Origin of the sequence: Brevundimonas variabilis (assembly GCF_014199945.1) — a bacterium.
GTDB lineage: Bacteria > Pseudomonadota > Alphaproteobacteria > Caulobacterales > Caulobacteraceae > Brevundimonas > Brevundimonas variabilis.
This window is the reverse complement of sequence record NZ_JACHOR010000003.1, coordinates 63611-87220: the sequence shown is the minus strand read 5'-3', so window position 1 is coordinate 87220 and position 23610 is coordinate 63611. Positions and strand designations below refer to the sequence as shown.

The window sequence follows — 23610 nt, the reverse complement described above, 5'->3', positions numbered from 1 at the left end:
TCTGCTATGGCGCGTGAATGAAATCGTCGCAGCGCATGGCGCTCCAGTACGGCCTGATGTTTGCTGCCAATGGCGTCAGCCTGCCGTTTGCCGGTCTGTGGTTCAGGGCCCAGGGTTTGAGCGGTGCCGAGATTGGCACCCTGCTGGCCGTCCCGATGCTGGCGCGGCTGGTGACGGGGCCAGCCATCGCGGTCTGGGCCGACGGGTTCACACAGCGCCGGACGCCGATCGCGATCCTCGCCCTGGTCGCTGCCCTGGCCTATGGCGCAGCCGGTCTGGTCGAAGGTTTCGCCCTATGGGCTCCCCTCTGGTTCATCGCAGCCACGGCTGCGGGAGCCATGATCCCGCTGTCGGACGTGATGACACTGAGGCTGGCGCGGCGAGAGGGCTTCGCCTTTGCCTTCCCACGAGGCTGCGGTTCGGCCGCTTTTGTCGCGGCCAACATCCTGATGGGCGCTCTGCTGGCACGCACATCGGTCGATGTCGTTATTGTCTTTATCGTTGTCGCAACGCTGCTTGTCGCGATGTTGGCAGCCCGCTTGCTGCCCCCCGAGCCTGTCGGCGAGGGAGTCGTGACGGCCAAGCGTGACCGGTTCAAGGGGATGGGGCGACTGGTTGCGGACCCGGTCTTCCTGACGGCCATCGTCGCCATCGGTTGTGTGCAGGCGACCCACGCCTTCTATTACGGCTTCTCGGCCATCGCCTGGAAGGCACAGGGGATCGACGAAGCGACGACTGGCCTGCTCTGGGCGTTTTCAGTCGTCGTCGAGATTGGCTTCATGTGGGCGATCGAACCCTGGCGTCGCGCCCGGGGCATCGGGCCCTGGCTCTTGCTGATGTTTGGCGTCATCGCAGCTCTGGTTCGGTGGGGCCTGATGGCCTTTTCCCCGCCGCTTTGGGCCTTATGGCCCTTGCAGGCCCTGCATGGCCTGACGTTCGCAGCGACCTATCTGGCTGGCGTGCAGATTGTCGAGCGCCTGAGCCCGCCAGCCCATCAGACCGCGGCACAGACGTTGAACTCGGTGCTCGCCGCCGGAGTATTGATCGGGCTTGCGACGGTGTTTTCAGGTCCGCTCTACGACGCCTATGGGGCGCACGGCTATTGGGCGATGACAGTGCTGGCCGCATTGGGCGGCATCGCAGCGATCCGGCTGCGGACTCACCTTGACGATCAGTCAGACGTGTCGAGCGCGAGGCAGGGGTGACATGTGCCGGGCAATCGCTCCAGCCACGGCCTTGATCCCTTGCTTGACCACTTCAGGTTCGGTGTCCTCGGGAACGCGCAAAAGACCGACCGAAGGAACATCCATGCCTTCGGGTAGCGAACAGAGGATGCGATACAGCAGGTAGCTGCCGACATCGTCCTCACCGGCCGACGTCGCTTCAGCCCCCAACCCGATGTCAGTCAGCGCCTCGACCATTCCGGCGGCTGGCGCTGTGGCGCGCGCAATGCTCGGGCTTTGCATCAGGGGAGCGAAGCCGGGTTCCAGCCCCCTGTTCTCAGCTCGCATCTGTATACGGAAAAGGTCTGAGGCCCGGTTCCGTCCGACAAGCAACAACCCTCTGCAGTCAGGGTCAGCGAGATGGCGTGCCAGAGTATCGACCAGATCTGACGGTCCGCAGGCTGGAACAGCGATCGTGCGCGCGCCGGCCGGGTTCCAGAGTTGGCCCGACAGGTCTTCCGCCAGATGCCAGTCACTGGCTCCGACATCATAGGAACAGATGACGATCGCGGGCCTGCGATCCTGAGCAGTCTCGGTGTGTGTATCGAGCATTAGGCTTGAGCGTCGCATGACAGCAGCGTGACAGTTGGGGGACCGTGTCGGTATGCTGATGGTCTCGTCAAGTTGAAAATGGTTCGGGTCTTCAACGCGATCGGAGCTTCAGCCAAGGTCACCCACAGCGGCATCCAGAAGCATGAACGCGCGGCCCGCATCGGTTGCCAGTGCGAGTTGAATCGCCCCTTCGTCGCGGTTGCGCGCATGCCCAGCCAGGGTTTCGCTGAAGGTCCGGACATAGTGTTCGGCATCGCTTCGGAGTTCAGGCTCGCTCATGACCCTCCGCGAGACGCTTCGAACGGCTGCAGGTGCGACCCGTCGGACGATCTGGCGAGCCTGGCCCGGATCGCGGTTGGCGAAGGCCGTCGCAGCTTCCTCGACACGTGACCGGGGCAGGAGCGCATTAGGGTCAACGCCCATCCGGCGAATGGCAGCAGTGATCCGCTCCGCCATTTCAGCGGGGTCCACGGCTGGCAAAGGAGTGCTCGATCCGCCAGTCTCTTGGTCTTCGCCATTGACGACCAGATCGTCCCAGTCGATCCGGGGCTCCCTTGACGGGATCTGTTCAGGCTCGGCGGGCTCCAGCCTTAGCCGACCGCGAAGACCGGAGTCGTCCTGCCTCGATGGGTTCAACGCGCGCGCAGGGGGCGTGCGCGTCGGCTCGAAGTTCATAAGCTCGGGACGAACCGGCTCGGGTATCGGAGCGGGCTCGGAATAGATATCGCGACGACGTTGGGGGACCGATTGTTCGCCCGAGACAACGCCCATCAGGCGGACGGCCTCCGTCAACATGTCGTAGTTGCGTCGCACGCGGTCCTGGAAACCGGCATCGAGCGCTTCTGTCTCTTCGGCTGCCTTTTGAGAGGCCGCCGAAAGTGCCTGCAAGCCTTCTTCGACCGAAGCGCGCACAGCGTCGGCACGGGCCTGAGCCTCCCGTGGCAGGCGAGCCGAGCGCTCATCCAGATCGGTGATGGCGCTGTCGACACGCGAGAGCGCTTCAGACATCCGCTGCAAGGTCGCTTCCAGCTTTTCAGCAGCCCGCTGTCCTGCCTCATCGACCAGATCCGCCGTTTCGCCAATCAGACGACGCGCATCCTCGATCCGAGTGTCGGCTGCCTGATCGGCCTTCTGCGCTGCCTCGAACAGGGCTTCGCCGAGACGGTCGACGCGGATCTGGGCCTGACCGGCGGCTTCGACAGCGGCAGCACGGCTGGTGTCGGCGGTCGCGTACAGCGCAGCCAGCGAACGGCGGGTCTCTTCCATCAGGCCATCCCGCGCATCCGCGGCAAGTGTCTCGAAGCGGTCGAGGGCCATCTTCGTTGCGGCATCGAAACCGTCGGCTTCGCGCTGGGACATCTCGACGAGCGCGTGGAACTGGTCTGTTGCGGCTTCGACGAGTTGACGCAGGGTCTCAGCCGACTGGTGGCTGGCCTGGCCAAGGTCTCCGGAAGCGGTACGCGCCGCAGACAGCTGTTCGTTCAACTGCGCGCGCTGGCTCTCGACCTGGGCGGAAAAATCTTCCTGATCGGTGCGCAGGGCGTAGGCCGCCGTGACCAGCGCCGCGCGCTGCTGGCCCAGGCCTTCCTCGACCGACAGGATTTGCTCGGCGACCCCTGAGCCGGCATTTTCAAGCCGCAGGGTTTGCCGTGCAAGATCATCGGCGGCGAGACGTGCAGCGTCCTGCGCCTCGGTCGCAGCCGCTGCCAGATCTGCTGCCCGCGCTGCGAGGGCTGCCTCGGCCTCGCGCAACTGGGTCTGGGCGAGGTCGGAAGCGTCTACGACCATGCGTGACTGCCGCTCCACGGCATCCAGGACTCCCGCCGCCTGGCTGTCGAGTTGTACCCCGAGCGACTGAAGGGCCTCACGTTCCCGGCCCAGGGCTTCAGCGAGGCGTCGCGCCGTGCGGCCGGCCGAGTCGGCGGCTTCATTCAGTCGGTTTGTCTCCAGCGCGAGCGCTTCACGAAGGAGGACCATGTCGTTCCTCGCTCGCTCTGACGCCAGGGCAGCCTGATCGATGTCGTCGCGCAGCCCGGACAATACCGTCCCGGCCTGGCGGGCGGCCATAGCCGTTGGCCCGAGCAGGGCGTCGGACATCTCGCGTGCGCGACGCGTCTCGGCCGCCAGTTTTCCGCCCTGTCCGGCCGTATGGGCCAGCATGAAGATCAGGCCTGACGGACCAAGGGCCACAAGGGCAAAGAGGGCCAGCCGAAGCGGCTCAAGCTCCAATGCACCCGCTGCGACCTCGGACGCGACCCATGCGGCAATACCGCTGATCCAGAGCGCTGAAGCTATCCCCGCCATCACGAAATTGGTTTGGGGCGACTTACCGTTCGATTGCGGTGGCGACAGAGCCGGGGACGGGACGGGGTCCTGTGTTGGCGTGGGGGGCGGCGCATAGGCTACGGGCGTCCGACCCGACGAAACGGAAAAAGCGGGCATGAACAGGGCGTCGGGGTCAGGCGCTTCCGTTCCCGCCGATGTTGCTGCCTGCTGATCTTCCATGAGACGTCTCCGACGGCGTTCCGACATCGGGCGGTTCGCATCCGGCTCTCGCGGCGTTGCATCGTAGGACATGGACACCGGAGCCATTGAGACAGCCGGAGGCGTGTCAGTCCCTTGCGAAGTGTGACCGGCGATCTCGCCGTCAGCACCATCGTCTTCCACAGCACCTCTCCGAGCAGCGGCGGCCGAAGCATCGGGCTCGGGGTCGGACAGGTTCAGAGGTGGCCGGTGACGGGATTTCATGAGGCGGCGGTCTCGATCACGGTACCTGTGCCGGACACCGGGCACAGAGAAGGAAAGACCCTAGCTGCTGTCATCGAAGGCTGAAAGGCGACAGGTGCGAAATGAAAGACAAGGTGCCGGTTGATCAGCAGCGACGTGACGCAACAGTCACGCTTGATGGGTCTACTTTTGCAGGGCCACAGTCCTGAAGGCGGCGCACTTCACGGTCAGGCTTGGCAGTTTTCGCCATATCCATCCCGAACTGGGCGAGTGCCACAGCGGCAAGCAGTGCAATGAAGCCCGCGATCAGTTCGATCAGTGCCTGCACAGACGACGTCCCCTGTCTCCAGCCTTCAATATGCTGAAATTTGCTTCAGCAGACAAGAACTCCCCTCGTGAACAAAACGTCACGATAAGCCGCTTAGGAACAGACTAGGTTGTGGGGGTGGATATGATCTCGGATCAGGGGGCAGGACTCGACGGCATTCTGGTGCCTGGCGACACCTGCTGGCGAGTCGCCACCGCTGATCGTCTAGCCATTCTGATGGAAAACGAGGCCTATTTCGAAGCGCTGCTTTCGTCGCTGGACAAGGCGCAGAAATCCATAGTGCTTTTGGGCTGGCAGTTCGATCCCCGGACCCGTCTGGATCCGCAGACACGTCCCGGCGACAAACAGGCGGAGATCGGACACAAGCTCAGGATGCTGGTTCGGGCCCGACCGGATCTCGATGTGCGACTGTTGATCTGGCAGTCGCCGTTGCTGATCGCCGCTTCGCAGGGGTTCTATCCTCATCGGGCCCAGGGATGGTTCCGAAAACGAATGGTCGAGTTTCGACTGGACCAGCCCGGGCCGATCGGTGCCTGTCACCATCAGAAGGTCGTCATCATCGATGACCGTGTGGCCTTTGTCGGAGGCGGCGATGTCGCAACCGACCGCTGGGACTCCGAAGCCCATCTCGATGCAGACCCGCGCCGCTGCCAGCCCTCGGGCATCATCTGCGCGCCTCGTCATGAAGTGATGTGTGTCATGGACGGTGATGCGGCGAGAGCACTGGGCGACCTTGCGCGGGAGCGATGGTTCCGGGCCACCTGGGAACGCACGGTTCCCGATGTGGTCGAAACCGACCCCTGGCCCGAGGGTGTTGAGCCGGATCTGCTGGACACGCCCGTGGCGATCGCCCGAACCGAGCCGAAATGGGGTGGGCGAGGAGAGGTCCGGGAGAACGAGAGGCTGTATCTTGCCGCGATCCGGGAAGCCAAGGACCTCATATATCTGGAGAACCAGTATTTCACCTCGCCCGTGATCGCTCGTGCCCTCGCCGATCGCCTCGCCGAGCCAGAAGGGCCCGAGGTCATCCTTGTATCGACAGGCAAGAGCCCCAGCTGGTTTGATGGCATCACGATGGACACGGCGCGAGCCGAGGTCCTGTTCCGTCTGGAAGCGGCCGATGCACACGAGCACTTCTTTGCCTTTGCACCCCGGTCCGCTGGTGGAGGGCGTATCATTGTGCATGCCAAGGTCGCCATCTTCGACGACCGCATGCTTCGCATCGGCTCGACCAATCTGAACAACCGCTCGATGGGCCTGGACACGGAATGTGATGTGGCCATGTTGCCTGAAACCGATGAGGGGCGTGCCGCGATCCGCGCCTTTCGCCATCGCACCATCAGCCATTTCATCGGAACCACGCCAGCGAGGTTTGCAGAGGCAGAGAAGGAGGCGGGTTCGACCGGACGCGCCATCGTCGGCTTCGGGGGTGAGCGAATGGTCCCCCTGGGTTCCGATCAGCCCTCCTTGATCGAAAGGGCGATTGCCGAGTGGCAACTGGGTGATCCGAAATCAGCGCAGGACACCTGGCGTCCGTGGAAGCGTCGCAACCCGTCGCAGCGCATCGCGGATCCCCGCAAAGGCTAGCTTGCACGGCTGCATCAGCCTTCGATTTCAAAATCCACGATAAGCGGAAGGTGATCCGACGCGACGCGCGCCAGCGGCGAGAAAGGCACCGAAACCCCGGTCACCCGAATGTGGGGGCTGATGAAGACATGGTCGATGCGGATCGCCGGAAAGCCGGATGGAAAGGTCTTCAGCGTGGGCTTCTGGCCAAATGCGCGCTGGCAATCCGCAAGCCTTCGGACGAGGGTCTGGTAGGGGCGAGTGATCGACGTCGCATTGAAATCCCCGGCCAGCAGGGTCGGGCCTGTGGCGTCGGGGTGCCCGAGCCAGTCTTTGCTCAAAAGCGCGGCGGCCTGCAGCCTTTGCTCGCGAGGGACTAGGCCGAGATGGGTCGTGACGACATTCAGTGTATGCCCGCCGATCTCGATGGCGGCCCAGACGGCGCCCCGGGGTTCCAGTCCGGGAACGCCCCGGATGGTCGGGAGGTGTCCAGCCCTGATCAGCTTCTCTGGGTGGGCGGTCAGGATGGCATCGCCATACTCTTCGGCTTCGATTCGCATGGCAGCGTTGAAGCGAAATCCCATCGACAGCTCCCTCGCGATCGCGGCAGCCTGATCCACATGCCCGGTTCGGGCGCGCCCGACGTCCAGTTCCTGAAGGCAGACGATATCCGGTTCGTGCTCGGCAATCACAGCCGCGACTCGCGCAACATCAAGCCGGCGATCAGTGCCGACACAGCGATGGACATTATAGGTGACAATACGGGCCATCCGGCTCCGCTAAGCCAATTGCGTGACGATTTCGAGGATTGCTCCGTCAGAGTTCGACAAGGCGGTTCGGCAGCTCGTTGATGTCATTTGCGCGTGGTGGAAAGTGGAGCGCCAGTACCTCGCCGACAATCTTGATCGCGGCTTCGAAACCTTCCGCCGCGTCGCCTGATCGCAGACGCTCCGTCAGGACATCGACCGCCTGAGCCCAGATGTCGCGGTCGACCCGGTCATGGATCCCGGCGTCGGCTATGACCTCGACCTGATGGTCCGACAGCGCTGCAAAGATTAGAACGCCAGTTCTGTGCTCGGTCGTATGAAGGCCATGGGCGAGAAATTGCTGCATGGCTGCGCGCCTGACCCGTGATCTGCGCACACTTCGCGGCGTGACCCAGCGACGGATGACCGGGATACATGTCACGAGAAACACGATGATAAAGACCATGGCCTGCAAGACGGCATAGGCGGATATGGCCTGCGCAATACTGAGGCTTCGCGACGCCAGATGGGCAGCTTCCCAGCTGTCGCCAAGACCGGCGATCCAACGGGGCTCGACCCCGAGGGGCACCAGTCCGAGCGGCAAAAGCAGGGCCGCCATGGCCGCCCATCCCAGGCTCACGTCCCGATAAGACGATACATGACCGGCAAGAACACAGAAGATTTCGCCCGAAGTTGTAGCTTCAGCTTGCGAGATTGCAGTCGCGATCCGGGCATGGGCGTCAGGGGTAAGTCGCATTACCATCCACCCGACGCACCGCCACCGCCGAAACTGCCGCCGCCTCCACTGAAACCACTGCCGCCTCCGCGGAAGATCGAACCGCTCGAGCGAGATCCTGAGCGAGTCGCATGGTTCAACATGTCGGCGGCAGCCCAGACCAGGACCGGAGAGACCCGACCCCTGCGGCGTTTCCCCCCTGCCGATGAGGCCCGGATCAGCCCGATCAACACGAAGCCGAAGACCAGGGCGACAATGATGCCGGCTCCAAACGGAAAGTCAGGTCGCGCCGGTTGTGCGGCAACCTCTGCGGCCCTGGCTGCAGCCTCGACGGGATCCAGCCGAAGCTGCGCCATGATGGAGTCGCTGCCGGCAACGATGCCGGACTGGAACTCACCGTCACGGAAAGCCGGCAACATCTGCGTCTGGATCACATGACTGGCAAAGGCATCCGTCAGGATCGGCTCAAGTCCATAGCCGACCTCGATCCGGACCTTGCGCTCGTTGGGAGCAACGATCAGCAGGACGCCACTGTTGTTTTCTGACTGGCCAATGCCCCAGGCTCGGCCCAGGCGGTAACCGTAGTCCTCGATCTCGTAGTCCTGCAGGGTATCCAGGGTGACGACAACCAGCTGGTCGCCGGTCTCGGCCTCCAGAGCGGCCAGCCTGTCAGTTAGCGCGGCCTCGCTAGCAGGCTCCAGAAGCCCGGCCTGATCGACGACCCGACCTGAAAGCTCGGGGAAGGTCTGTGCCGCTACAGGCGTGCTCAGGAAACAGATGGCCAACAGCAGGGCTGCGAAGGCCTGCCTCAGCGCCGGGGCTCCCAATTGGATCACTGCGCGGTCGGTGCCGAACCCGGAGTAACAGTCGGTGCGGCACCGCCGGGCTGGGCCGGACCGAGGTTGAAGGTCACGCTCGGTGCCGTCTGGGCCTCGGTCGTCGCATTGAAAAGCTGCATCGGCTGTGAACCCGAATGGGCCGTCTTGGCCCAGATCACGCTTGGGAAGGTCCGCAAGGTGGTGTTGTAGGCGCGCACAGCCTCGTTGTAGTCGCGCCTGGCTATGGCGATGCGGTTCTCGGTTCCCTCAAGCTGGGCCTGAAGTTGCACGAAATTCTGGTTGGCCTGAAGCTGCGGATAGGCTTCGACGCTCACGAGCAGACGGGACAAGGCACTGGTCAGCTGGCCCTGCGCAGCTTGGAACTGTTCGAACGCCGCCGGGTCGCTGAGGGTGTCGGGCGAGACCTGGATCGATGTAGCCCGGGCACGGGCTTCAATGACCTGAGTCAGGGTCGTCCTTTCGGCGATGGCCGCGCCCTGTACCGTGGCAACCAGATTTGGGATCAGATCAGCCCGCCGCTGATACTGGCTCTGGACATCGGCCCACGCCGCCTCGGCACGCTCCTGCTGGGTGGGGATGGTGTTGTAGCCGCAGCCTGCCATCGCAGGAAGCATCACGACGACGGCAGCGATGCCCGCCTGACGAGCGTTGAGACGAACCATGGACCCCTCCCGAACGAAACGCATGACGCGCGTTCCGATAGGGTTATCGGTCGCGGTGGCTCATGCGTCCAGCGTTTCCGGTTCGATGCCGGCCGATCGGCAGGCTGCCGTATAGGTGTTGGCCAGCAGACAAGCGATCGTCATCGGTCCTACGCCCCCTGGGACCGGCGTGATGTGAGCTGCGACCTCGGAGGCTTCGGCCAAGGCCACATCACCCACCACCCGAGTTCTTCCTTCGGCGGCCTTCACCGGATCGGCCGACGGGACGCGGTTGATGCCGACGTCGATGATGGTGGCTCCGGGCTTGATCCAGTCGCCACGGATCATCTCGGGCCGACCGACGGCCGCGACGAGGATATCGGCGGTGCGGCACAAGGTGGGCAGGTCACGGGTGCGAGAATGGGCCACGGTCACGGTGCAGCTTTCGGCCAGCAGCAGTTGCGCCATCGGCTTGCCGACGATGTTCGAGCGGCCGACGATAACCGCATGCAGTCCGGACAGATCGCCCAAGGTGTCCTTGAGCAGCATTACCGACCCCAGCGGCGTGCACGGGACCAGACCGGGAAGGCCGACCGCAAGCCGACCAGCGTTGACCACATGGAACCCGTCCACATCCTTGTCCGGATCAATGGCATCCAGGACAGCAGAGGCGTCGATGTGCGGTGGCAGGGGCAGTTGCACGAGGATGCCGTGGATGCCGCTGTCGGCGTTCAGGGACGCGATCAGCGCAAGCAGATCCGCCTGCGTCGTCGTTTCCTCCAGGCGATGGGTATCGGAGCGCATTCCCGCGGCGCTTGTCCGTTCGCCCTTGTTGCGAACATAGATCTGACTGGCCGGGTCATCGCCGACAATGACCACTGCAAGCCCCGGTGTCAGCCCGTGAGACGCTCGCAATCGTGCCGCAGCGGTCGTTATCCGCGTCACCAGACCGGCTGCGAAGGCCTTGCCATCGATAATCGCGGCATGCGCGGAAGGGCTGGCCATGGAATGGGCTCGCTGGAGTCAAAAACGGGGATGCAGGCGATTTACAGCGAGCAGGGTTCGGCGTCTATGATCGCACAGGATCACCTGGGGATACCGATGCACCGTCCGACCATTTTCGCAACCGTGAGCGCTTTTGCCATACTGCTGGGAGCCAGTCCCACGTTGGCTCAGTCGGTCCCTGACCTCCGGATCGGATCTGAGATCAAGGGCGTTCTTGATGGTGCTGATTCTGCGTCGAACGAGGACTATCGCTTCGAAGATCATCTGGTGACGGCGAGAGCCGGCCAGCGGCTCGAGGCCACCATGCGGTCGACGGACTTCGACACATTTCTGGCGATTTACAGAGAAGCCGGGATCGATGGTGAACCTCTTGCAAGCGACGACGACGGGCTCGGCGAGGGGACCGACTCGCGGCTCAGATTCACGCCGCAAGAGGACGGTCGGTATGTCCTGCGCGCGCGGACCCTGTCTGGCCTCGACGGCGGCGCCTTCACTCTGAGCCTGGTTGAACGCCCACCGGCGCCTCGAGCGCCTCGCCCGACCGGGATGAGGATCGGTCAGACCCGAACAGGAAGTCTGTCGGTGACCGATGCTGAAAGCGACGAGGGCACCCGTTTCGACGGTTACAGCGTCTCGCTGCGCGCCGGTCAAAGGGTCGTGATGACCCTCAAGTCCGATGATTTCGATCCAGTCGTCAGCATCGGCCGCTCGAACCGGGCGGGCTATGCGGAGTTGGCTCGAAACGATGATGGTGGCGGGGACGGCCTGAATTCCTATCTGGTGTTCACTGCGCCGGAAACAGGGACCTATGATGTGCGCGCGTCGTCCCTGGGCGTTGACGGTCTTGGCGATTATTCGCTGGACCTGGCCCAGGGACCCGCGCCGCTTACGGCCCAGGCGATTGCCTTGGGCGACAGTCTTTCCGGCGAGTTGCAGTCGACTGATGGCCTGAATGACGCCGGCCTGCGCGCCGATGCCTACCGGTTCAGCGGGCGAGCTGGTCAACGCATTCAGGCCACCATGAGGTCTGAAGCCTTTGACGCATACCTTGAGCTGTTCAGTCTGGTGGACGGGGTCCAGGCGACACTCGGCACCGACGATGATGGCGCAGATGGCGAAGGCACGGACGCCAGATTGACCCAGGTCCTGCCAGCGGATGGCGACTATGTGATCGAGGCGCGTGCGCTCGTCGACGGGGCCACAGGAGCCTATTCCCTGACGCTTGGTGAGACGGCACCCGAAGCGCCACCGACCCCGCTGGCTTTTGACACCGTGGTGCAGGGTGAAATCAAAGATACCGATGCCAATGACGACGAGGGGCGCGGATACCATGCCTACGGGTTCTCGGGCATCGAGGGCAATCGCGTTCAGATCGTCATGCGGTCGGGGGATTTCGACACCTTTCTGCAAGTGTCGCGCGCCGAGGGCACCTTCTCGATGTTGGCCAGTGATGACGATGGCCTCGGGGAGGGGACCGACTCGCGCCTGACCTATATTCTGCCGGCGACAGGAGATTATGTCGTACGCGCCTCGGCGCTTGGATCAGAGGACGATGAGGGCCTGTATTCGATCGAACTGACCGATCGCGGGCCCCAGCCTGTGAATGGCAGCATTCTCTCGGGCACGACTGCGCGCGGGACCCTGACCGAAACGGACGCCATCGCCGAGGATGGAACACACTATGACGCCTACGAAATTGCCGTGGCTGACGGCGAAAAACTGCGTCTGACCATGGTGTCGAATGACTTCGACGCCGTGATCGAGGTTGGCAAGGCCGGCGAGGACTGGGAAGCCGTGGCAACGGACGATGACGGCCTGTCCGACACGCACGCGCGGCTGGAATGGACCGTTGAGGGCGGCGGAGACTACGTCATTCGCGCGCGAGCTTTCGGTCAGGGCGAGTTTGGCGCCTATGCCCTGACTGTCGAACCCCGAACCTGATCAGGATTGGGTCTTGGGATCGAGCCGGACCGTGATAGATCAGACGTCATGGTTCGCCTGCCCAATGCCTATGATGTGATCCTCGTCGGCGGGGGGCTGGCTTCCAGCCTCATCGCATGGCGTCTGTCGATCGACCGGCCAGACGTCTGCGTGGCCGTCGTCGAGCGTGATGGAAGGTTGGGCGGCAAACATACGTGGTCGTTCTTCGATGGCGACGTGGCTCCGGACGATCGGGGCTGGCTCCAGGTGGCAACGCGCCATCGCTGGCCAGAGGGATACGATATCTATTTTCCTGGACTGAGCCGAGTGCTCGGTACGCCATACAACTCCATGATTTCGGACGATCTTCGCGCCGAAGTCGAGCCCATCCTCGGTGATCGGCTGATCGCCGGCGAGGTCGTGGCGATGACCCAGGACAGTGTGACCCTCGCGGACGGGCGGGTTCTGACGGCTCGGGGCGTTATCGACGCGCGGGGACCACAGCCGACGTCACATCTGGATCTCGGCTGGCAGGTCTTCCTCGGCCGGACAGTTCGTCTGACCCAGCCACACGGCCTCACCCGGCCAACCATCATGGATGCCACGGTCGCGCAGGGGCAGGCCTACAGATTTGTCTATCTGCTGCCGTTTGATGCGCACACCGTTCTGGTGGAAGACACCTATTACGCCGACAGCCCCACGCTGGACCGTGAATTGCTCAGGCAGCGGATTGACGAGTACATCGTCTCCCGAGGCTGGACGGTCGATGCGCTGGTGGACGAAGAAGAGGGAATTCTACCGATCGCTCTCGACGGCGACATCGATGCCTTCTGGGCCGAGGGGCCACCTGTGGCCCGTGTCGGCCTGGCCGCAGCGCTGTTCCATCCGACGACCGGATACTCGTTTCCGGATGCGGTGCAGACAGCGAGGCTGGTCAGCAGGACCGAGGACCTGTCATCGGCATCCCTGAGAGCCGTGCTCGAAGCCCATTCAAAGAAAGTCTGGTCGGACCGGGCCTTCTACCGCCTTTTGGACCGCATGCTGTTCAGGGCATCGGACGCGGATCGTCGATGGCGAGTCATGCGTCGGTTCTACGGTTTGTCCGAAGGCGTAGTGCGGCGCTTCTACGCAGCGCAGAGCACATGGCTGGACAAGGCTCGGGTCCTGGCCGGAAAATCGCCGGTGCCCATCGACCGGGCGATGAAACAGATCCGGGAAACCGGAAAGGGACGAGCGGCATGAGAGACGTGACCAGCAAGCGCGCGGTGGTGATCGGCGCAGGTTTTGGCGGTATCGCCCTTGCCATTCGTCTGCAGCGGGCAGGCATCCAGACGACCCTGGTCGAAAAGCGCGACAAGCCGGGCGGCCGCGCCTACGTCTGGAAGGAAGAAGGATTCACCTTCGATGCCGGTCCGACGGTTATTACCGACCCGGATTGCCTGAAGGAATTGTTCGAAGGCACGGGTTCGGAGCTGAAAGACTATGTCGACCTGATGCCGGTTGACCCGTTCTACCGCCTTTGCTGGGAGGACGGTGCCAGCTTCGATTACAATGACGACCAGGAAGCGATGGAGCGCCAGATCGGCGCTTTCAATCCCAGGGACGTCGAGGGTTACAACAAGTTCCACGAGTATTCCGAGGACCTGTATCAGGAGGGCTATCTGAAGCTGGGGGCTGTGCCGTTCCAGTCCTTCTGGTCAATGATCAAGGCAGCGCCCGAGCTTGCGCGTCTCGAAAGCTGGAACAGCGTCCATGCGATGGTTGCGCGCTACATCGAAGACCCGCACCTGCGCCAGGCCTTCAGTTTCCACACGCTGCTGGTGGGGGGCGATCCGTTCAAGACCAGTTCGGTCTATGCCCTGATCCACGCGCTGGAGCGGCGCGGGGGGGTCTGGTTCGCGCGGGGCGGCACCAGTGCGCTGATCAATGGTCTGATCAAATTCTTCCAGGATCTGGGGGGCGACTTCCGCCTGGATGCGCCCGTCGCGCGGATCGAAATGGAGGGCGATAGTGCCACGGGCGTGACGCTTGAGAGCGGTGAGTTCATCCCGGCCGAAATGGTCGCCTCGAACGCCGATGTGGTCCACACCTATGGCAAGATGCTGGGCCATACACCGCGCGGTGTTGCCAAGGCAAAGTCGCTGAAATCGAAGCGCTTCTCGATGTCACTCTTCGTGCTGCACTTCGGCCTGAAGACACCTCAGCCGCAGCTTGCGCACCACACCATCTGTTTCGGTGCCCGTTATCGTGAACTCATCAGCGAGATCTTCGCTGGCCCGAAATTGCCGGAAGATTTCTCGCTTTATCTGCACGCCCCTTGCGCAACCGATCCTTCGATGGCTCCGGAAGGGATGAGCAGTCACTATGTTCTCTCGCCTGTGCCGCATCTGGGCGTGGCCGATATCGACTGGTCGGTGACCGGGCCCCAGTACCGCGAGAAGATCATCGACTACCTGGAAGAGCGCTACATCCCGAATCTTCGACGTGATCTGGTGACGACCCGGATTTACACCCCCGCGGATTTCAAGGAGGATCTGCACGCCCACCTTGGTTCGGCCTTCTCGTTGGAGCCAATTCTGACCCAGAGCGCCTGGTTTCGGACTCACAACCGTGACGACAAGGTCCCCAACCTGTATGTTGTGGGTGCAGGAACGCATCCCGGGGCAGGAATCCCGGGTGTTGTCGGTTCGGCCAAGGCGACTGCCGGGTTGATGCTGGAGGACGCGAAAGCCGCTGTATGACCGACGCCGTCCTCGCCGCTTCCAAGGCCTCGATCGTCAAGGGGTCCAAGAGCTTCCGCTCGGCGTCGCGGTTGTTCGAGCCGGAAGTTCGCGAGGATGCGTGGCTGCTTTATGCCTGGTGCCGGGCCTGCGACGATGAGATCGATGGCCAGGATCACGGGTTCGGACATGAAACCCTGTCCACCGAAGAGCAGCGCCGACGTCTGGAACGGCTCTATGATCTGACGCGTCGGGCCATGACCGGCGAGGCCATGACGGAGCCGACCTTCTCTGCGTTTCAGCGCGTAGCCCTTCGCCACCGACTGCCCGAACGCTGGGCGCTGGACATGATCGACGGCTTCCGGATGGACGTTGAGCGGCACGACTATCGCACGATTGACGATGTCATGGCCTATTGCTGGCACGTGGCTGGCGTCGTGGGTGTGATGATGGCGCGCGTCATGGGCGTAACCGATCCGGAGGTCCTGCGGCGGGCTCAGGATCTCGGCCTTGCATTCCAGCTGACGAATATCTCGCGCGACGTGATCGAAGACGCCCAGGGCGGGCGGGTTTATCTGCCAGCCGACTGGCTGAGCGAAGCCGGGGTCGATCCAACGCCCGAAGCGGTTGCCGATCCCGTCAACCGCGCCGCCGTCCATTCCGTGACACGCCGCCTACTGGACGCCGCAGAGCCGTTTTACGACAGTGCCCGCAACGGCCTTAGGGGACTTCCTTTCCGCTCCTCGATGGCCATTGCTGCCGCGCGAGGCGTCTATCGTGAGATCGGCCGCAAGGTTGCGCGCGATGGTCCTGCTGCATGGAAGCAGCGGGTGTCCGTCGGCAAGTCGATGAAGCTGTGGCTGTTCGTGCGCGGCACCCTCATCGCGATCTGGACGCAGGTGCTGTCCCGAGGCCATCCGCCGCCTACACGACCCGCATTGTGGACGAAGGTTTGAGCGCTTCCCGACGGGCTTCCGGCAACCGCCACCACGGGGTGTTGGGCGAGAGGTGATGCTCGTGGTGCATCCCGAAATGGAAGCACGTCAGCAGGGAGGCGATCCACGGCATCGGCAGGGTTCGGGCATGATGATGGTCGGCGAAATCCGGACCTGCGGTCTCGTGACGATGCGGTAGCCATGTCCCGAAGACAAAGAGCTGAAGGGCGCTGAGGATCGCCGGGAGCCCCCAGAACAGCGCAACATTCAGCGGGTTCACCTTGATGACGTAGAGATAGACGCTCAGCACCGCAGTCACGATAGCGAACTCACGCCATCCGAAATAGCGGGTGAAGAAGCGGAAAAACCAGGGTCCGAACTCGGCCGGTCGCTCGGCGTGAAAGTCAGGATCTTCGGCGCTGCCGGGGCTGCGATGGTGCTGGTGATGGCAAACGTTCAATCGGCGGTAGGAGAAGGCCGCATAGGCTCCCACACAGATCTGACCAATCACGGCGTTCACCCGGGGACGGCCGGGAGCCAGCGAACCGTGCATGGAATCATGAGCCACGATGAACATGCCGGCCCCTAGCCAGCTCTGGGTCAGGATCAGGATCGGCGCGATTGCGACCGCAGGCCATCCAAGTGGCTGGAAGAAGACGCCCCACACATGCAGCGCAAGCCATGTCCCGACGATGGCAAAAGCCAGCCCAAGGCCGATCATGGTCTGACGCGCTCTGGAGATGGGAGCGAGGGTCACGCGGACGGAATATCCGCCGAGGGCCGTTCGTTGCGTCGGGCCTTGAGGATCGCGTTCAACCGATGGGGATCGGGCGCGAACACGAAACCGAACGATACAGCGCCATCACGCGTCTGCACGGCATGGTGCAGCTTGTGGGCCTGAACGAGACGTCGCGCATATCCGTTCTTTGGCATCCAGTGAAACGGCCACCGCTGATGCACCAGGCCGTCATGCACGAATGCGTAGACTATGCCGTAGAGGGTGACACCCAATGCAATGGCCCGGATCCACCAAAGGCCGGTCAGCCAGGCTACGATAAACAGCCCCGTCCCGACCACGGCACCAACGACGCCGTAAAGATCATTGACCTCGAACGTCTTGTCGTGCGGTTCATGATGGTCGCGATGCCAGCCCCAGCCCAGCGGGCCGTGCATGATGTGACGGTGCGTCCACCAGGCCACCCCCTCCATGGCGAAGAAGACAGCCAGCGTCAGCAGGGTGAACCAAAGTCCAGTCATTCGCGCACCCTACGCGTGCCCGCGCCTGGTTCCAACCGCGACCGCGCGTCGCTAGGGTAGGTTTCATGACCATCGATCCGATCCGTGACCGTAAGGACCAGCATCTTGATGTCGTGCTTTCCGGCGGGGGGCGTCACGCGCGTGACGCGGGCTTCGACGCCATCCGGTTTGTGCATGAAGCCCTGCCTGACATTGATCACGACAAGATCGATCTGGGGACCGATTTCCTCGGCCATCGATTGAAGGCACCACTGCTTGTCAGTTCGATGACAGGTGGCCCTGCCAGAGCCGAGTCGATCAATATGCATCTCGCAGAGGCCGCGCAGGCCCTGGGCATTGCGCTGGCGGTGGGTTCGCAGCGCGGGGCGATCGAGACAGGCGGGGCAGGGGGGCTAACGCAGGCCCTGCGCAATCGTGCGCCCGACACGCCCATTCTGGCGAACATCGGGGCAGCACAGCTGACAAGGGGGTTTGGCGTTGACGAAGCGCGGCGTGCGGTCGAGATGATCGGTGCCGACGCCCTGATCGTGCATCTGAACCCTCTGCAGGAGTCCTGTCAGCCCGAGGGGGATCGCAACTGGTGGGGCACGGCTGCAGCCCTCGAGGTCTTGATCCGAAAGCTGAACCTGCCGGTCGTGGTCAAGGAAACCGGAGCCGGTATCTCTGCACCTACGGCTCGTCGACTGGTTGAAATGGGTGCCGCTGCCATCGACGTGGCAGGGGCCGGTGGTGCCAACTGGGGCTTGATCGAGGGCGAACGTGCGACCGACCTTGCCGACAAGGCTCATGCGCTGGCCTTTGCTGACTGGGGAATACCGACGCCTGAGGCGATTTCTGCGATCCGTCAGGCCTGTCCTGACGCGACCATTATCGGTTCAGGGGGTGTGCGCAACGGCGTGGATGCGGCCAAGGCCATTCGCCTGGGGGCCGATGTGGTCGGTCAGGCTGCCGGTGTCCTGGAAGCAGCGACCCTTTCTACCGAAGCGGTCATCGTCCACTTCCAGATCATGATCCGCCAGCTTCGCACTGCGTGCTTCTGCACAGGCTCGGCCAGTCTCGCAGACCTCAGGGTAGCACTTCTTCAGGCTGATCGATCAGAAGCCTGAGCCTCAACCCGCTGTGACGCGCGTCGATTTCGGTAGGTGAATGCCGCATTCGCGCTTGTCGCTTTCCGCCCATCGCCCAGACCGGATGTTGGACTTATCGACTGGCGGCCGTGTGCAGGGCCAGCAACCGATCGAGGCATAGCCCTGTTCCACAAGCGGGTGGGCTGGCAGCTCACGTTTGGCGACATGACCTTCGACGTCGGCCATGCTCCACGCGGCCAGCGGGTTCAGCCGCAACGTACCATCGATCACCTCGGCGAGGGGAAGACTGGTCCGGTCTCCCCGATGATGGCGCTTGCGGCCTGTAATCAAAACATCAAACGGAGCGGACGCCCGGCCAAGGGGTGCGACTTTTCTTATATCGCAGCAGGCATCAGGATCCGTGCGCCAGAGGTCGTCCCTGGCATCCCGCTCCGCGCGGTCATCGGCGTCAGGAAGGATAATCCGCACATCCATGAGCCCAAGGTGTGCGCTGAGCTGTTTGCGATAGGACAGTGTCTGAAGAAAATGCTGGCCCGTATCGAGGAACAGGACAGGTAGGGCAGGATCAATCTGTGCCACGAAGTCGAGAATGACAGAGGCTTCGGCGCCGAACGACGAGAGCGTCGCGATCTTCAGTCCCCAGGCAGGGTTCATCGCCGCGCGGATCAGGGTTGCGGGGTCAGCTTCTGCGAACCCTGCGTTCAGCGTTGATGCGATCTGGTTCAGGCTCGGTCGCGGCACACGCCCTCTACGGTTCCAGGCTGGCTGCGAGCCGCGTTCTGCAACCTGCATCGGAACGTCAAACGCACTCAGCATGCGTGTCCATGTTTCCAGATCTGTCCCGGCGGGCAGTTCAACGGCATCGAATCCCGAACGGGCCAGATGTCGTGCCTGATCGGGAAGGACCGCGCCGGCCGCGATCAACTGGCCCTCGAACCCGCCTGCCCGCAATGCTGAAGCCACCGAAAACCCGCGTCCGTCGCGGAACGTACCGAAGACAAGAACGAGGGCAGCTTCGCCCTTTGACAGCGAACGGACTTCGGCCAGAGGCGTCGTCACGTCCAGTCGCAGTCCGCGCGCCAGCGGTGGTGTATCCAGAAATCTCAGCGACAAGTTCGTCATCGTCCCACTTTCAATCTGCGCTGGATCAGCGGCAAACCAGAAGGCATGAGCGCTGGCATTAGGATTTCTCAGGGCGCTGGCAGATGCAGTCACGCTCGTCGATCTTGCGAAGGGTCGGACAGGGGCGCATCTATTGCCCATGTTTATTCAGACAGAAGCCACGCCCAACCCCAACGTCCTGAAATTCCTCCCCGGACGCGACGTGTCGCCAACGGGAGCCCACGAGTTTCGGTCGATCGAAGAAGCCACGCGCTCGCCGCTTGCCGAAGCGCTGTTCCAGCTGGAAGACGTCGCGGGCGTGTTCTTTGGTGCGGACTATGTGTCGGTGACCAAGGCGCCGCATGGGCTGGACTGGTCCGAGATGCGGCCGGGCATCCTTTCGACGATCATGGACCACTTCACATCCGGATCCGCCCTGATCCGCGAAGGCGGTGCAGAGGCTGGCCATGCCTCGGCGGCTGAAGGCGACAGCGAAATCGTTACGGAAATCAAGAATCTGCTGGATACACGGGTTCGCCCAGCCGTCGCTCAGGATGGCGGCGATATCCTGTTCGACGCGTTCGATGAGGAAACAGGCGTACTGTCCCTGCGCATGCGTGGAGCGTGCGCGGGATGCCCATCATCGGCCATGACCCTGAAGGCCGGCGTGGAGCAGATGATGCGCCATTATGTGCCGGAAGTGACCCGTGTGGAGCAGACGATCTGAAAAGGCCTTGCGCCGGCGGTGATGCTGAAAGCGATCGTTCCGCCCTAGGCTGACCCTGCCATGAAATCGTACACGTCAGCCGCCCGCGTCACAGTGATGGCAATCCGGTCGTCGCGGATTTCAATCTCGCCGCGCGCTACGGGATGATTGTTCGCCAGAATCCAGACCTCGTCATGCTCCGACGCGTCCAGCGGAATGACGGCGCCCCGACCCATGCGCAGCAGCTGGGACATGGGTAGCACCGATCGTCCCAGTACGACCGAGATCTCGACATCGACGGCTTCGATCTGACTCATGAAAAATCCGGTTACCGGTCCGTTTGCTAGATCATCTTGCAAGGAGGCCCTATTGCTCACATTGAGGCCTTCATGCTTTCCGAGCCGTTAAGCGAAGCCCTTTCCTCTCTGCATCGGACGGATGGCCGACCAGTCGAATGGTGTGTGGCCACGGGACTGGTGGATTACGATCTGGCAGTGGCCGAAATGGAGGCGAGGGTCGCTGCGATCGCATCCGGTGCTGCGGCAGAGCGGGTCTGGTTGCTGGAGCACCCGCCCCTTTACACTGCGGGCGTATCGTCGCGGGACGCCGATCTTCTGGATGCCGGGCGATTTCCCGTTCATCGAACGGGCCGTGGCGGGCAGTTTACCTATCACGGCCCAGGCCAGCGCGTGGCCTACGTCATGCTGGATCTGAACGCTCGTGGAAGAGATGTCCGTGGCCTTGTGCGCAGTCTGGAGGCCTGGATCATCAGCGCGCTTGACGTCTTTGGCGTGCCAGCCGGGACCCGCGAAGGTCGGGTCGGTGTCTGGGTTGAACGCAAGGGGCCCGGCTGGACCCGCGAAGACAAAATCGCAGCCATCGGCGTAAAGGTTCGAAAGTGGGTCAGCTTCCACGGCATCAGCCTGAACGTCGAGCCGGATCTCGACCATTTCAATGGGATCGTACCGTGCGGAATCGCCGAGCACGGGGTGACAAGTCTGGTCGACCTGGGCGTCCTCGCGACGATGGATGACGCGGATGCAGCACTCAAGGCGAGCTTCCAGCGGGTCTTTGGCGGCACGGTTGATGTCGCTTCGGATACCTGGGCTTAACCGTCAACCGTTAGTCATGTCACCGTCCAGAGACCTCGACGGGATTTCAGTAGCCGATCATGACGTCTTTTGCGCTTGCTCCGTCGCCTGCCGATCAGGGTGATCGTCCCAATGCCATCGCCACTGGTTGTGCATCACCGTCGATGGACCTTGCCACCTTCTTTGACGTATCCCTGGACCTCCTGTGTATCCGGGATCTCGAGGGCCGGGTGGTCAAGGTCAGCCGGTCGTGGGAAACCACGCTTGGCTATCGCCCCGATGAAATAGAAGGCAGCGGACTTCTCAGACTGGTGCATCCCGACGATCTTCCAGGCACGCACACCAGCATTGTCGAGGTTGAAAATCGCCGTGCCGGAGCGCCCGTTCTCGGCCACGTGAACCGCTATCGGCACAAGGACGGGAGTTACCGAACCCTGGAGTGGCGTGCGCAGAGGTTCGGTGAACGAATCTATGCCGTAGCCCGTGACGTAACCGAGCGGGTCGCAAATGAAGCCGCTCTGGTCGAGGCAAAGGCCGCCGCGGAGGCAGCAAGCAAGGCCAAGTCCGACTTTCTCGCCAACATGAGTCATGAAATCCGGACGCCCTTGAATGGCGTGATCGGGATCGTCGATGCCCTGTCTCGAACCGCCCTGAGCGCCGAGCAGACCGAGATGGTAGCGATGATCCGAGACTCGGGCGTCACGCTGGAACGTCTGGTGTCGGACATTCTGGACGTGTCCAAGATCGAGGCCGGCCAATTCGATATCGAGAGCCGTCCCTTCGACCTCGACGAAGCCCTCCTTTCCTGTCTCGATGTGGCCCAGTCAAATGCGGAAGACAAAGGGCTGCGCCTCCATGTGGAACGCGGTGAGGCAGCCCGAGGCGTCTTCGTGGGTGACAGTACGCGTATCCGTCAGGTCCTCGGAAACCTGCTGTCTAACGCCGTGAAATTCACCATCCACGGTCATGTTTCCGTGCGGGTCGACGTCACGAACACGGCCGGGCCCACAATGCTGACGTTGGACGTTCAGGACACCGGGGTTGGCTTCGACGCTGAACACGCAGCCCGGCTGTTTGACCGCTTCAGCCAGGCCGATGCCACAATCACCCGCAGGTTCGGCGGGACAGGCCTGGGCCTGTCCATTTCGCGGTCCCTCGTCGAAATGATGGGTGGCACGATCACGGCAGAGTCACAGCCCGGAGCAGGGAGCCGGTTCAAGGTCACTCTTCCCCTGAACCGCGTCGAAAGCCTCGCCGACTATGACAGTCGAAGGGCAGGTGGAGCTCCGAAACGCACGGCTACGGCTGTACGTCAGAGCCGCCTGCGCGTCCTGCTGGCCGAGGATCATCCCACCAATCAGCGAGTGGTGCAGTTGATCCTGGGAACGCAAGGTGCGCACGTCGTGACGTGCAGTGACGGGGCCAAGGCCCTCGCAGCTTTTGAAGCCGAGGTCTTCGATGTAGTCCTGATGGACATGCAGATGCCTGTCATGGATGGCCTGACGGCGACCCGCGCCATTCGTGCCGTTGAGGCACGTCGTCCGGAGCGGGTTCGCACTCCCGTCATCATGCTCAGCGCCAACGCCATGGCAGAGCATCGGGCCCATGCCCACAAGGCCGGCGCGGATCTGCATGTCGCCAAGCCGATAACGGCGATCAGTCTTCTTGAAGGGATCGATGCGGTCGTGCTGGACGACTGACGGCCGAATATCCTTGCTCAGTCGACGAACTGGACCTTAGTCTGCGACGACCGAAAGACGGTCTGCCGGAGCGTGCTGCCTTGTTCCCCGTGTCTGGTATTCTGATCGCCGCAGCCTTGAGCAGCATTCTCAGCCAACAGTCTGCACCGATCTTCCAGCCCGGAGCGCCAGGCGCACCCGCGCGCGTCATTACCCAGGCCGAAGCCGTCGATCTCGGGCGGACAACGTTCATTCCGGCCGATGTCGCCTTCATGCAGCACATGATCGTGCATCACGGTCAGGCTGTAGAAATGGTGGACCTCCTGCAGACGCGCGCGGCCAATGAGACGGTGCGGCGTCTGGGACAGCGGATTGCGTCCAGTCAGGCGGCAGAAATCGATCTGATGCGCGACTGGCTCAACACCCGGGGACAGCCGCTCGAGATGCCGGGCATGGCCGGAATGCATGCGGGTCATGATATGGGTGACCATGCCCTGATGGCCGGAATGCTGACACCGAACCAGATGGCTGGGCTGGCCGCAGCGACGGGCCCTGCCTTCGATCGTCTGTTTCTGGAGGGGATGATCCGGCACCATCAGGGTGCGCTGGACATGGTCGACGAACTGAATGCCAATCCGGACGCGGCCGAAGACCCAATGCTTTCGGACTTTGCGACCTCGGTCGTGGCCGACCAGTCGGCCGAAATCCTGCGAATGCAGTCCATTCTATCCGAACTTTGAACGACCACAT

General features: G+C 62.9%; 23 protein-coding genes. 11 read left to right on the top strand and 12 right to left on the bottom strand.

Translation table 11 applies throughout. From position 1 onward, the window contains the following. Positions 1 to 17 precede the first annotated feature (17 nt). The gene (locus GGR13_RS09150; protein ID WP_183213233.1) at positions 18 to 1205 is read left to right on the top strand and encodes an MFS transporter; all 1188 of its coding nucleotides are present in this window, start codon (positions 18 to 20) and stop codon (positions 1203 to 1205) included. Here GGR13_RS09150 and GGR13_RS09145 read toward each other — a convergent pair. The 3 genes from GGR13_RS09145 to GGR13_RS09135 all read right to left on the bottom strand — a co-directional run bounded on the left by GGR13_RS09145 (position 1176) and on the right by GGR13_RS09135 (position 4830). Further along, a complete protein-coding gene (locus GGR13_RS09145) occupies positions 1176 to 1775 on the bottom strand; it encodes a hypothetical protein (RefSeq protein ID WP_183213232.1) in 600 nt (199 codons plus the stop codon). The genes GGR13_RS09150 and GGR13_RS09145 overlap by 30 nt on opposite strands. A 108-nt stretch (positions 1776 to 1883) precedes the next feature. Then, the gene (locus GGR13_RS09140; RefSeq protein ID WP_246347780.1) at positions 1884 to 4280 is read right to left on the bottom strand and encodes a tipN; all 2397 of its coding nucleotides are present in this window, start codon (positions 4278 to 4280) and stop codon (positions 1884 to 1886) included. A gap of 367 nt (positions 4281 to 4647) precedes the next feature. Continuing rightward, a complete protein-coding gene (locus tag GGR13_RS09135; protein WP_183213230.1) occupies positions 4648 to 4830 on the bottom strand; it encodes a hypothetical protein in 183 nt (60 codons plus the stop codon). A gap of 123 nt (positions 4831 to 4953) precedes the next feature. Here GGR13_RS09135 and GGR13_RS09130 point away from each other — a divergent pair, with 123 nt between their 5' ends. Then, positions 4954 to 6417, top strand: coding sequence for a phospholipase D-like domain-containing protein (locus tag GGR13_RS09130; RefSeq protein WP_183213229.1), 1464 nt, complete (start codon positions 4954 to 4956; stop codon positions 6415 to 6417). 14 nt (positions 6418 to 6431) lie between these two features. Here GGR13_RS09130 and GGR13_RS09125 read toward each other — a convergent pair whose 3' ends face one another. From GGR13_RS09125 to folD, 5 genes are all read right to left on the bottom strand, one after another. Further along, the gene (locus GGR13_RS09125) at positions 6432 to 7166 is read right to left on the bottom strand and encodes an endonuclease/exonuclease/phosphatase family protein (RefSeq protein WP_183213228.1); all 735 of its coding nucleotides are present in this window, start codon (positions 7164 to 7166) and stop codon (positions 6432 to 6434) included. 46 nt (positions 7167 to 7212) lie between these two features. Next, positions 7213 to 7782 carry a TPM domain-containing protein gene (locus GGR13_RS09120; RefSeq protein ID WP_343060329.1) on the bottom strand — a complete coding sequence of 190 codons (570 nt, stop codon included), beginning with the start codon at positions 7780 to 7782 and terminating at the stop codon, positions 7213 to 7215. A 116-nt stretch (positions 7783 to 7898) separates the two neighbouring features. Continuing rightward, positions 7899 to 8714: a TPM domain-containing protein gene (locus GGR13_RS09115; protein WP_343060328.1), complete on the bottom strand. Its 816-nt coding sequence runs from the start codon at positions 8712 to 8714 to the stop codon at positions 7899 to 7901. Continuing rightward, positions 8711 to 9379, bottom strand: coding sequence for a LemA family protein (locus GGR13_RS09110; protein WP_183213226.1), 669 nt, complete (start codon positions 9377 to 9379; stop codon positions 8711 to 8713). The genes GGR13_RS09115 and GGR13_RS09110 overlap by 4 nt, the downstream gene beginning before the upstream one ends. Before the next feature lie 60 nt (positions 9380 to 9439). Beyond that, on the bottom strand, positions 9440 to 10363 hold the full coding sequence (gene folD, locus GGR13_RS09105) for a bifunctional methylenetetrahydrofolate dehydrogenase/methenyltetrahydrofolate cyclohydrolase FolD (RefSeq protein ID WP_183213225.1): 924 nt from the start codon (positions 10361 to 10363) through the stop codon (positions 9440 to 9442). 96 nt (positions 10364 to 10459) lie between these two features. Here folD and GGR13_RS09100 point away from each other — a divergent pair, with 96 nt between their 5' ends. From GGR13_RS09100 to GGR13_RS09085, 4 genes are read left to right on the top strand one after another with little or no spacing between them, the layout of a single operon-like run. Beyond that, entirely contained in the window at positions 10460 to 12304 is a 1845-nt protein-coding gene (locus GGR13_RS09100) for a PPC domain-containing protein (RefSeq protein ID WP_183213224.1), read from the top strand. A 48-nt stretch (positions 12305 to 12352) separates the two neighbouring features. Further along, positions 12353 to 13525 carry a lycopene beta-cyclase CrtY gene (crtY, locus tag GGR13_RS09095; RefSeq protein WP_183213223.1) on the top strand — a complete coding sequence of 391 codons (1173 nt, stop codon included), beginning with the start codon at positions 12353 to 12355 and terminating at the stop codon, positions 13523 to 13525. Then, on the top strand, positions 13522 to 15024 hold the full coding sequence (locus GGR13_RS09090) for a phytoene desaturase (RefSeq protein ID WP_183213222.1): 1503 nt from the start codon (positions 13522 to 13524) through the stop codon (positions 15022 to 15024). The genes crtY and GGR13_RS09090 overlap by 4 nt, the downstream gene beginning before the upstream one ends. Next, on the top strand, positions 15021 to 15959 hold the full coding sequence (locus tag GGR13_RS09085) for a phytoene/squalene synthase family protein (protein ID WP_183213221.1): 939 nt from the start codon (positions 15021 to 15023) through the stop codon (positions 15957 to 15959). Before GGR13_RS09090 ends, GGR13_RS09085 begins: the two co-directional genes overlap by 4 nt. Here GGR13_RS09085 and GGR13_RS09080 read toward each other — a convergent pair. Together GGR13_RS09080 and GGR13_RS09075 are read right to left on the bottom strand one after the other, a co-directional pair. Beyond that, positions 15928 to 16695, bottom strand: coding sequence for a fatty acid desaturase (locus GGR13_RS09080; protein ID WP_343060327.1), 768 nt, complete (start codon positions 16693 to 16695; stop codon positions 15928 to 15930). The genes GGR13_RS09085 and GGR13_RS09080 overlap by 32 nt on opposite strands. After that, positions 16692 to 17195: a sterol desaturase family protein gene (locus tag GGR13_RS09075; protein WP_183213220.1), complete on the bottom strand. Its 504-nt coding sequence runs from the start codon at positions 17193 to 17195 to the stop codon at positions 16692 to 16694. The genes GGR13_RS09080 and GGR13_RS09075 overlap by 4 nt, the downstream gene beginning before the upstream one ends. Positions 17196 to 17260: 65 nt before the next feature. Here GGR13_RS09075 and fni point away from each other — a divergent pair, with 65 nt between their 5' ends. After that, positions 17261 to 18301 (top strand): type 2 isopentenyl-diphosphate Delta-isomerase, encoded by a 1041-nt coding sequence (fni, locus tag GGR13_RS09070; protein ID WP_183213219.1) that lies wholly within the window; start codon positions 17261 to 17263, stop codon positions 18299 to 18301. 3 nt (positions 18302 to 18304) lie between these two features. On the opposite strand, the gene GGR13_RS09065 is transcribed toward fni, so the two are convergent. Next, positions 18305 to 19405, bottom strand: a complete 1101-nt coding sequence (locus tag GGR13_RS09065) for a phosphoadenylyl-sulfate reductase (RefSeq protein ID WP_183213218.1) — start codon at positions 19403 to 19405, stop codon at positions 18305 to 18307. 139 nt (positions 19406 to 19544) lie between these two features. Here GGR13_RS09065 and GGR13_RS09060 point away from each other — a divergent pair, with 139 nt between their 5' ends. Then, positions 19545 to 20111, top strand: coding sequence for a NifU family protein (locus GGR13_RS09060; RefSeq protein ID WP_183213217.1), 567 nt, complete (start codon positions 19545 to 19547; stop codon positions 20109 to 20111). Positions 20112 to 20155: 44 nt separating this feature from the next. On the opposite strand, the gene GGR13_RS09055 is transcribed toward GGR13_RS09060, so the two are convergent. Beyond that, positions 20156 to 20407 (bottom strand): FliM/FliN family flagellar motor switch protein, encoded by a 252-nt coding sequence (locus GGR13_RS09055; protein ID WP_183213216.1) that lies wholly within the window; start codon positions 20405 to 20407, stop codon positions 20156 to 20158. 72 nt (positions 20408 to 20479) lie between these two features. Here GGR13_RS09055 and lipB point away from each other — a divergent pair, with 72 nt between their 5' ends. The 3 genes from lipB (at position 20480) to GGR13_RS09040 (ending at position 23600) form a co-directional block, all read left to right on the top strand. After that, positions 20480 to 21202 (top strand): lipoyl(octanoyl) transferase LipB, encoded by a 723-nt coding sequence (lipB, locus tag GGR13_RS09050; RefSeq protein ID WP_183213215.1) that lies wholly within the window; start codon positions 20480 to 20482, stop codon positions 21200 to 21202. A 59-nt stretch (positions 21203 to 21261) separates the two neighbouring features. After that, positions 21262 to 22881 (top strand): ATP-binding protein, encoded by a 1620-nt coding sequence (locus tag GGR13_RS09045; protein ID WP_183213214.1) that lies wholly within the window; start codon positions 21262 to 21264, stop codon positions 22879 to 22881. 89 nt (positions 22882 to 22970) lie between these two features. After that, positions 22971 to 23600: a DUF305 domain-containing protein gene (locus GGR13_RS09040; RefSeq protein WP_221230585.1), complete on the top strand. Its 630-nt coding sequence runs from the start codon at positions 22971 to 22973 to the stop codon at positions 23598 to 23600. Positions 23601 to 23610 lie beyond the last annotated feature (10 nt).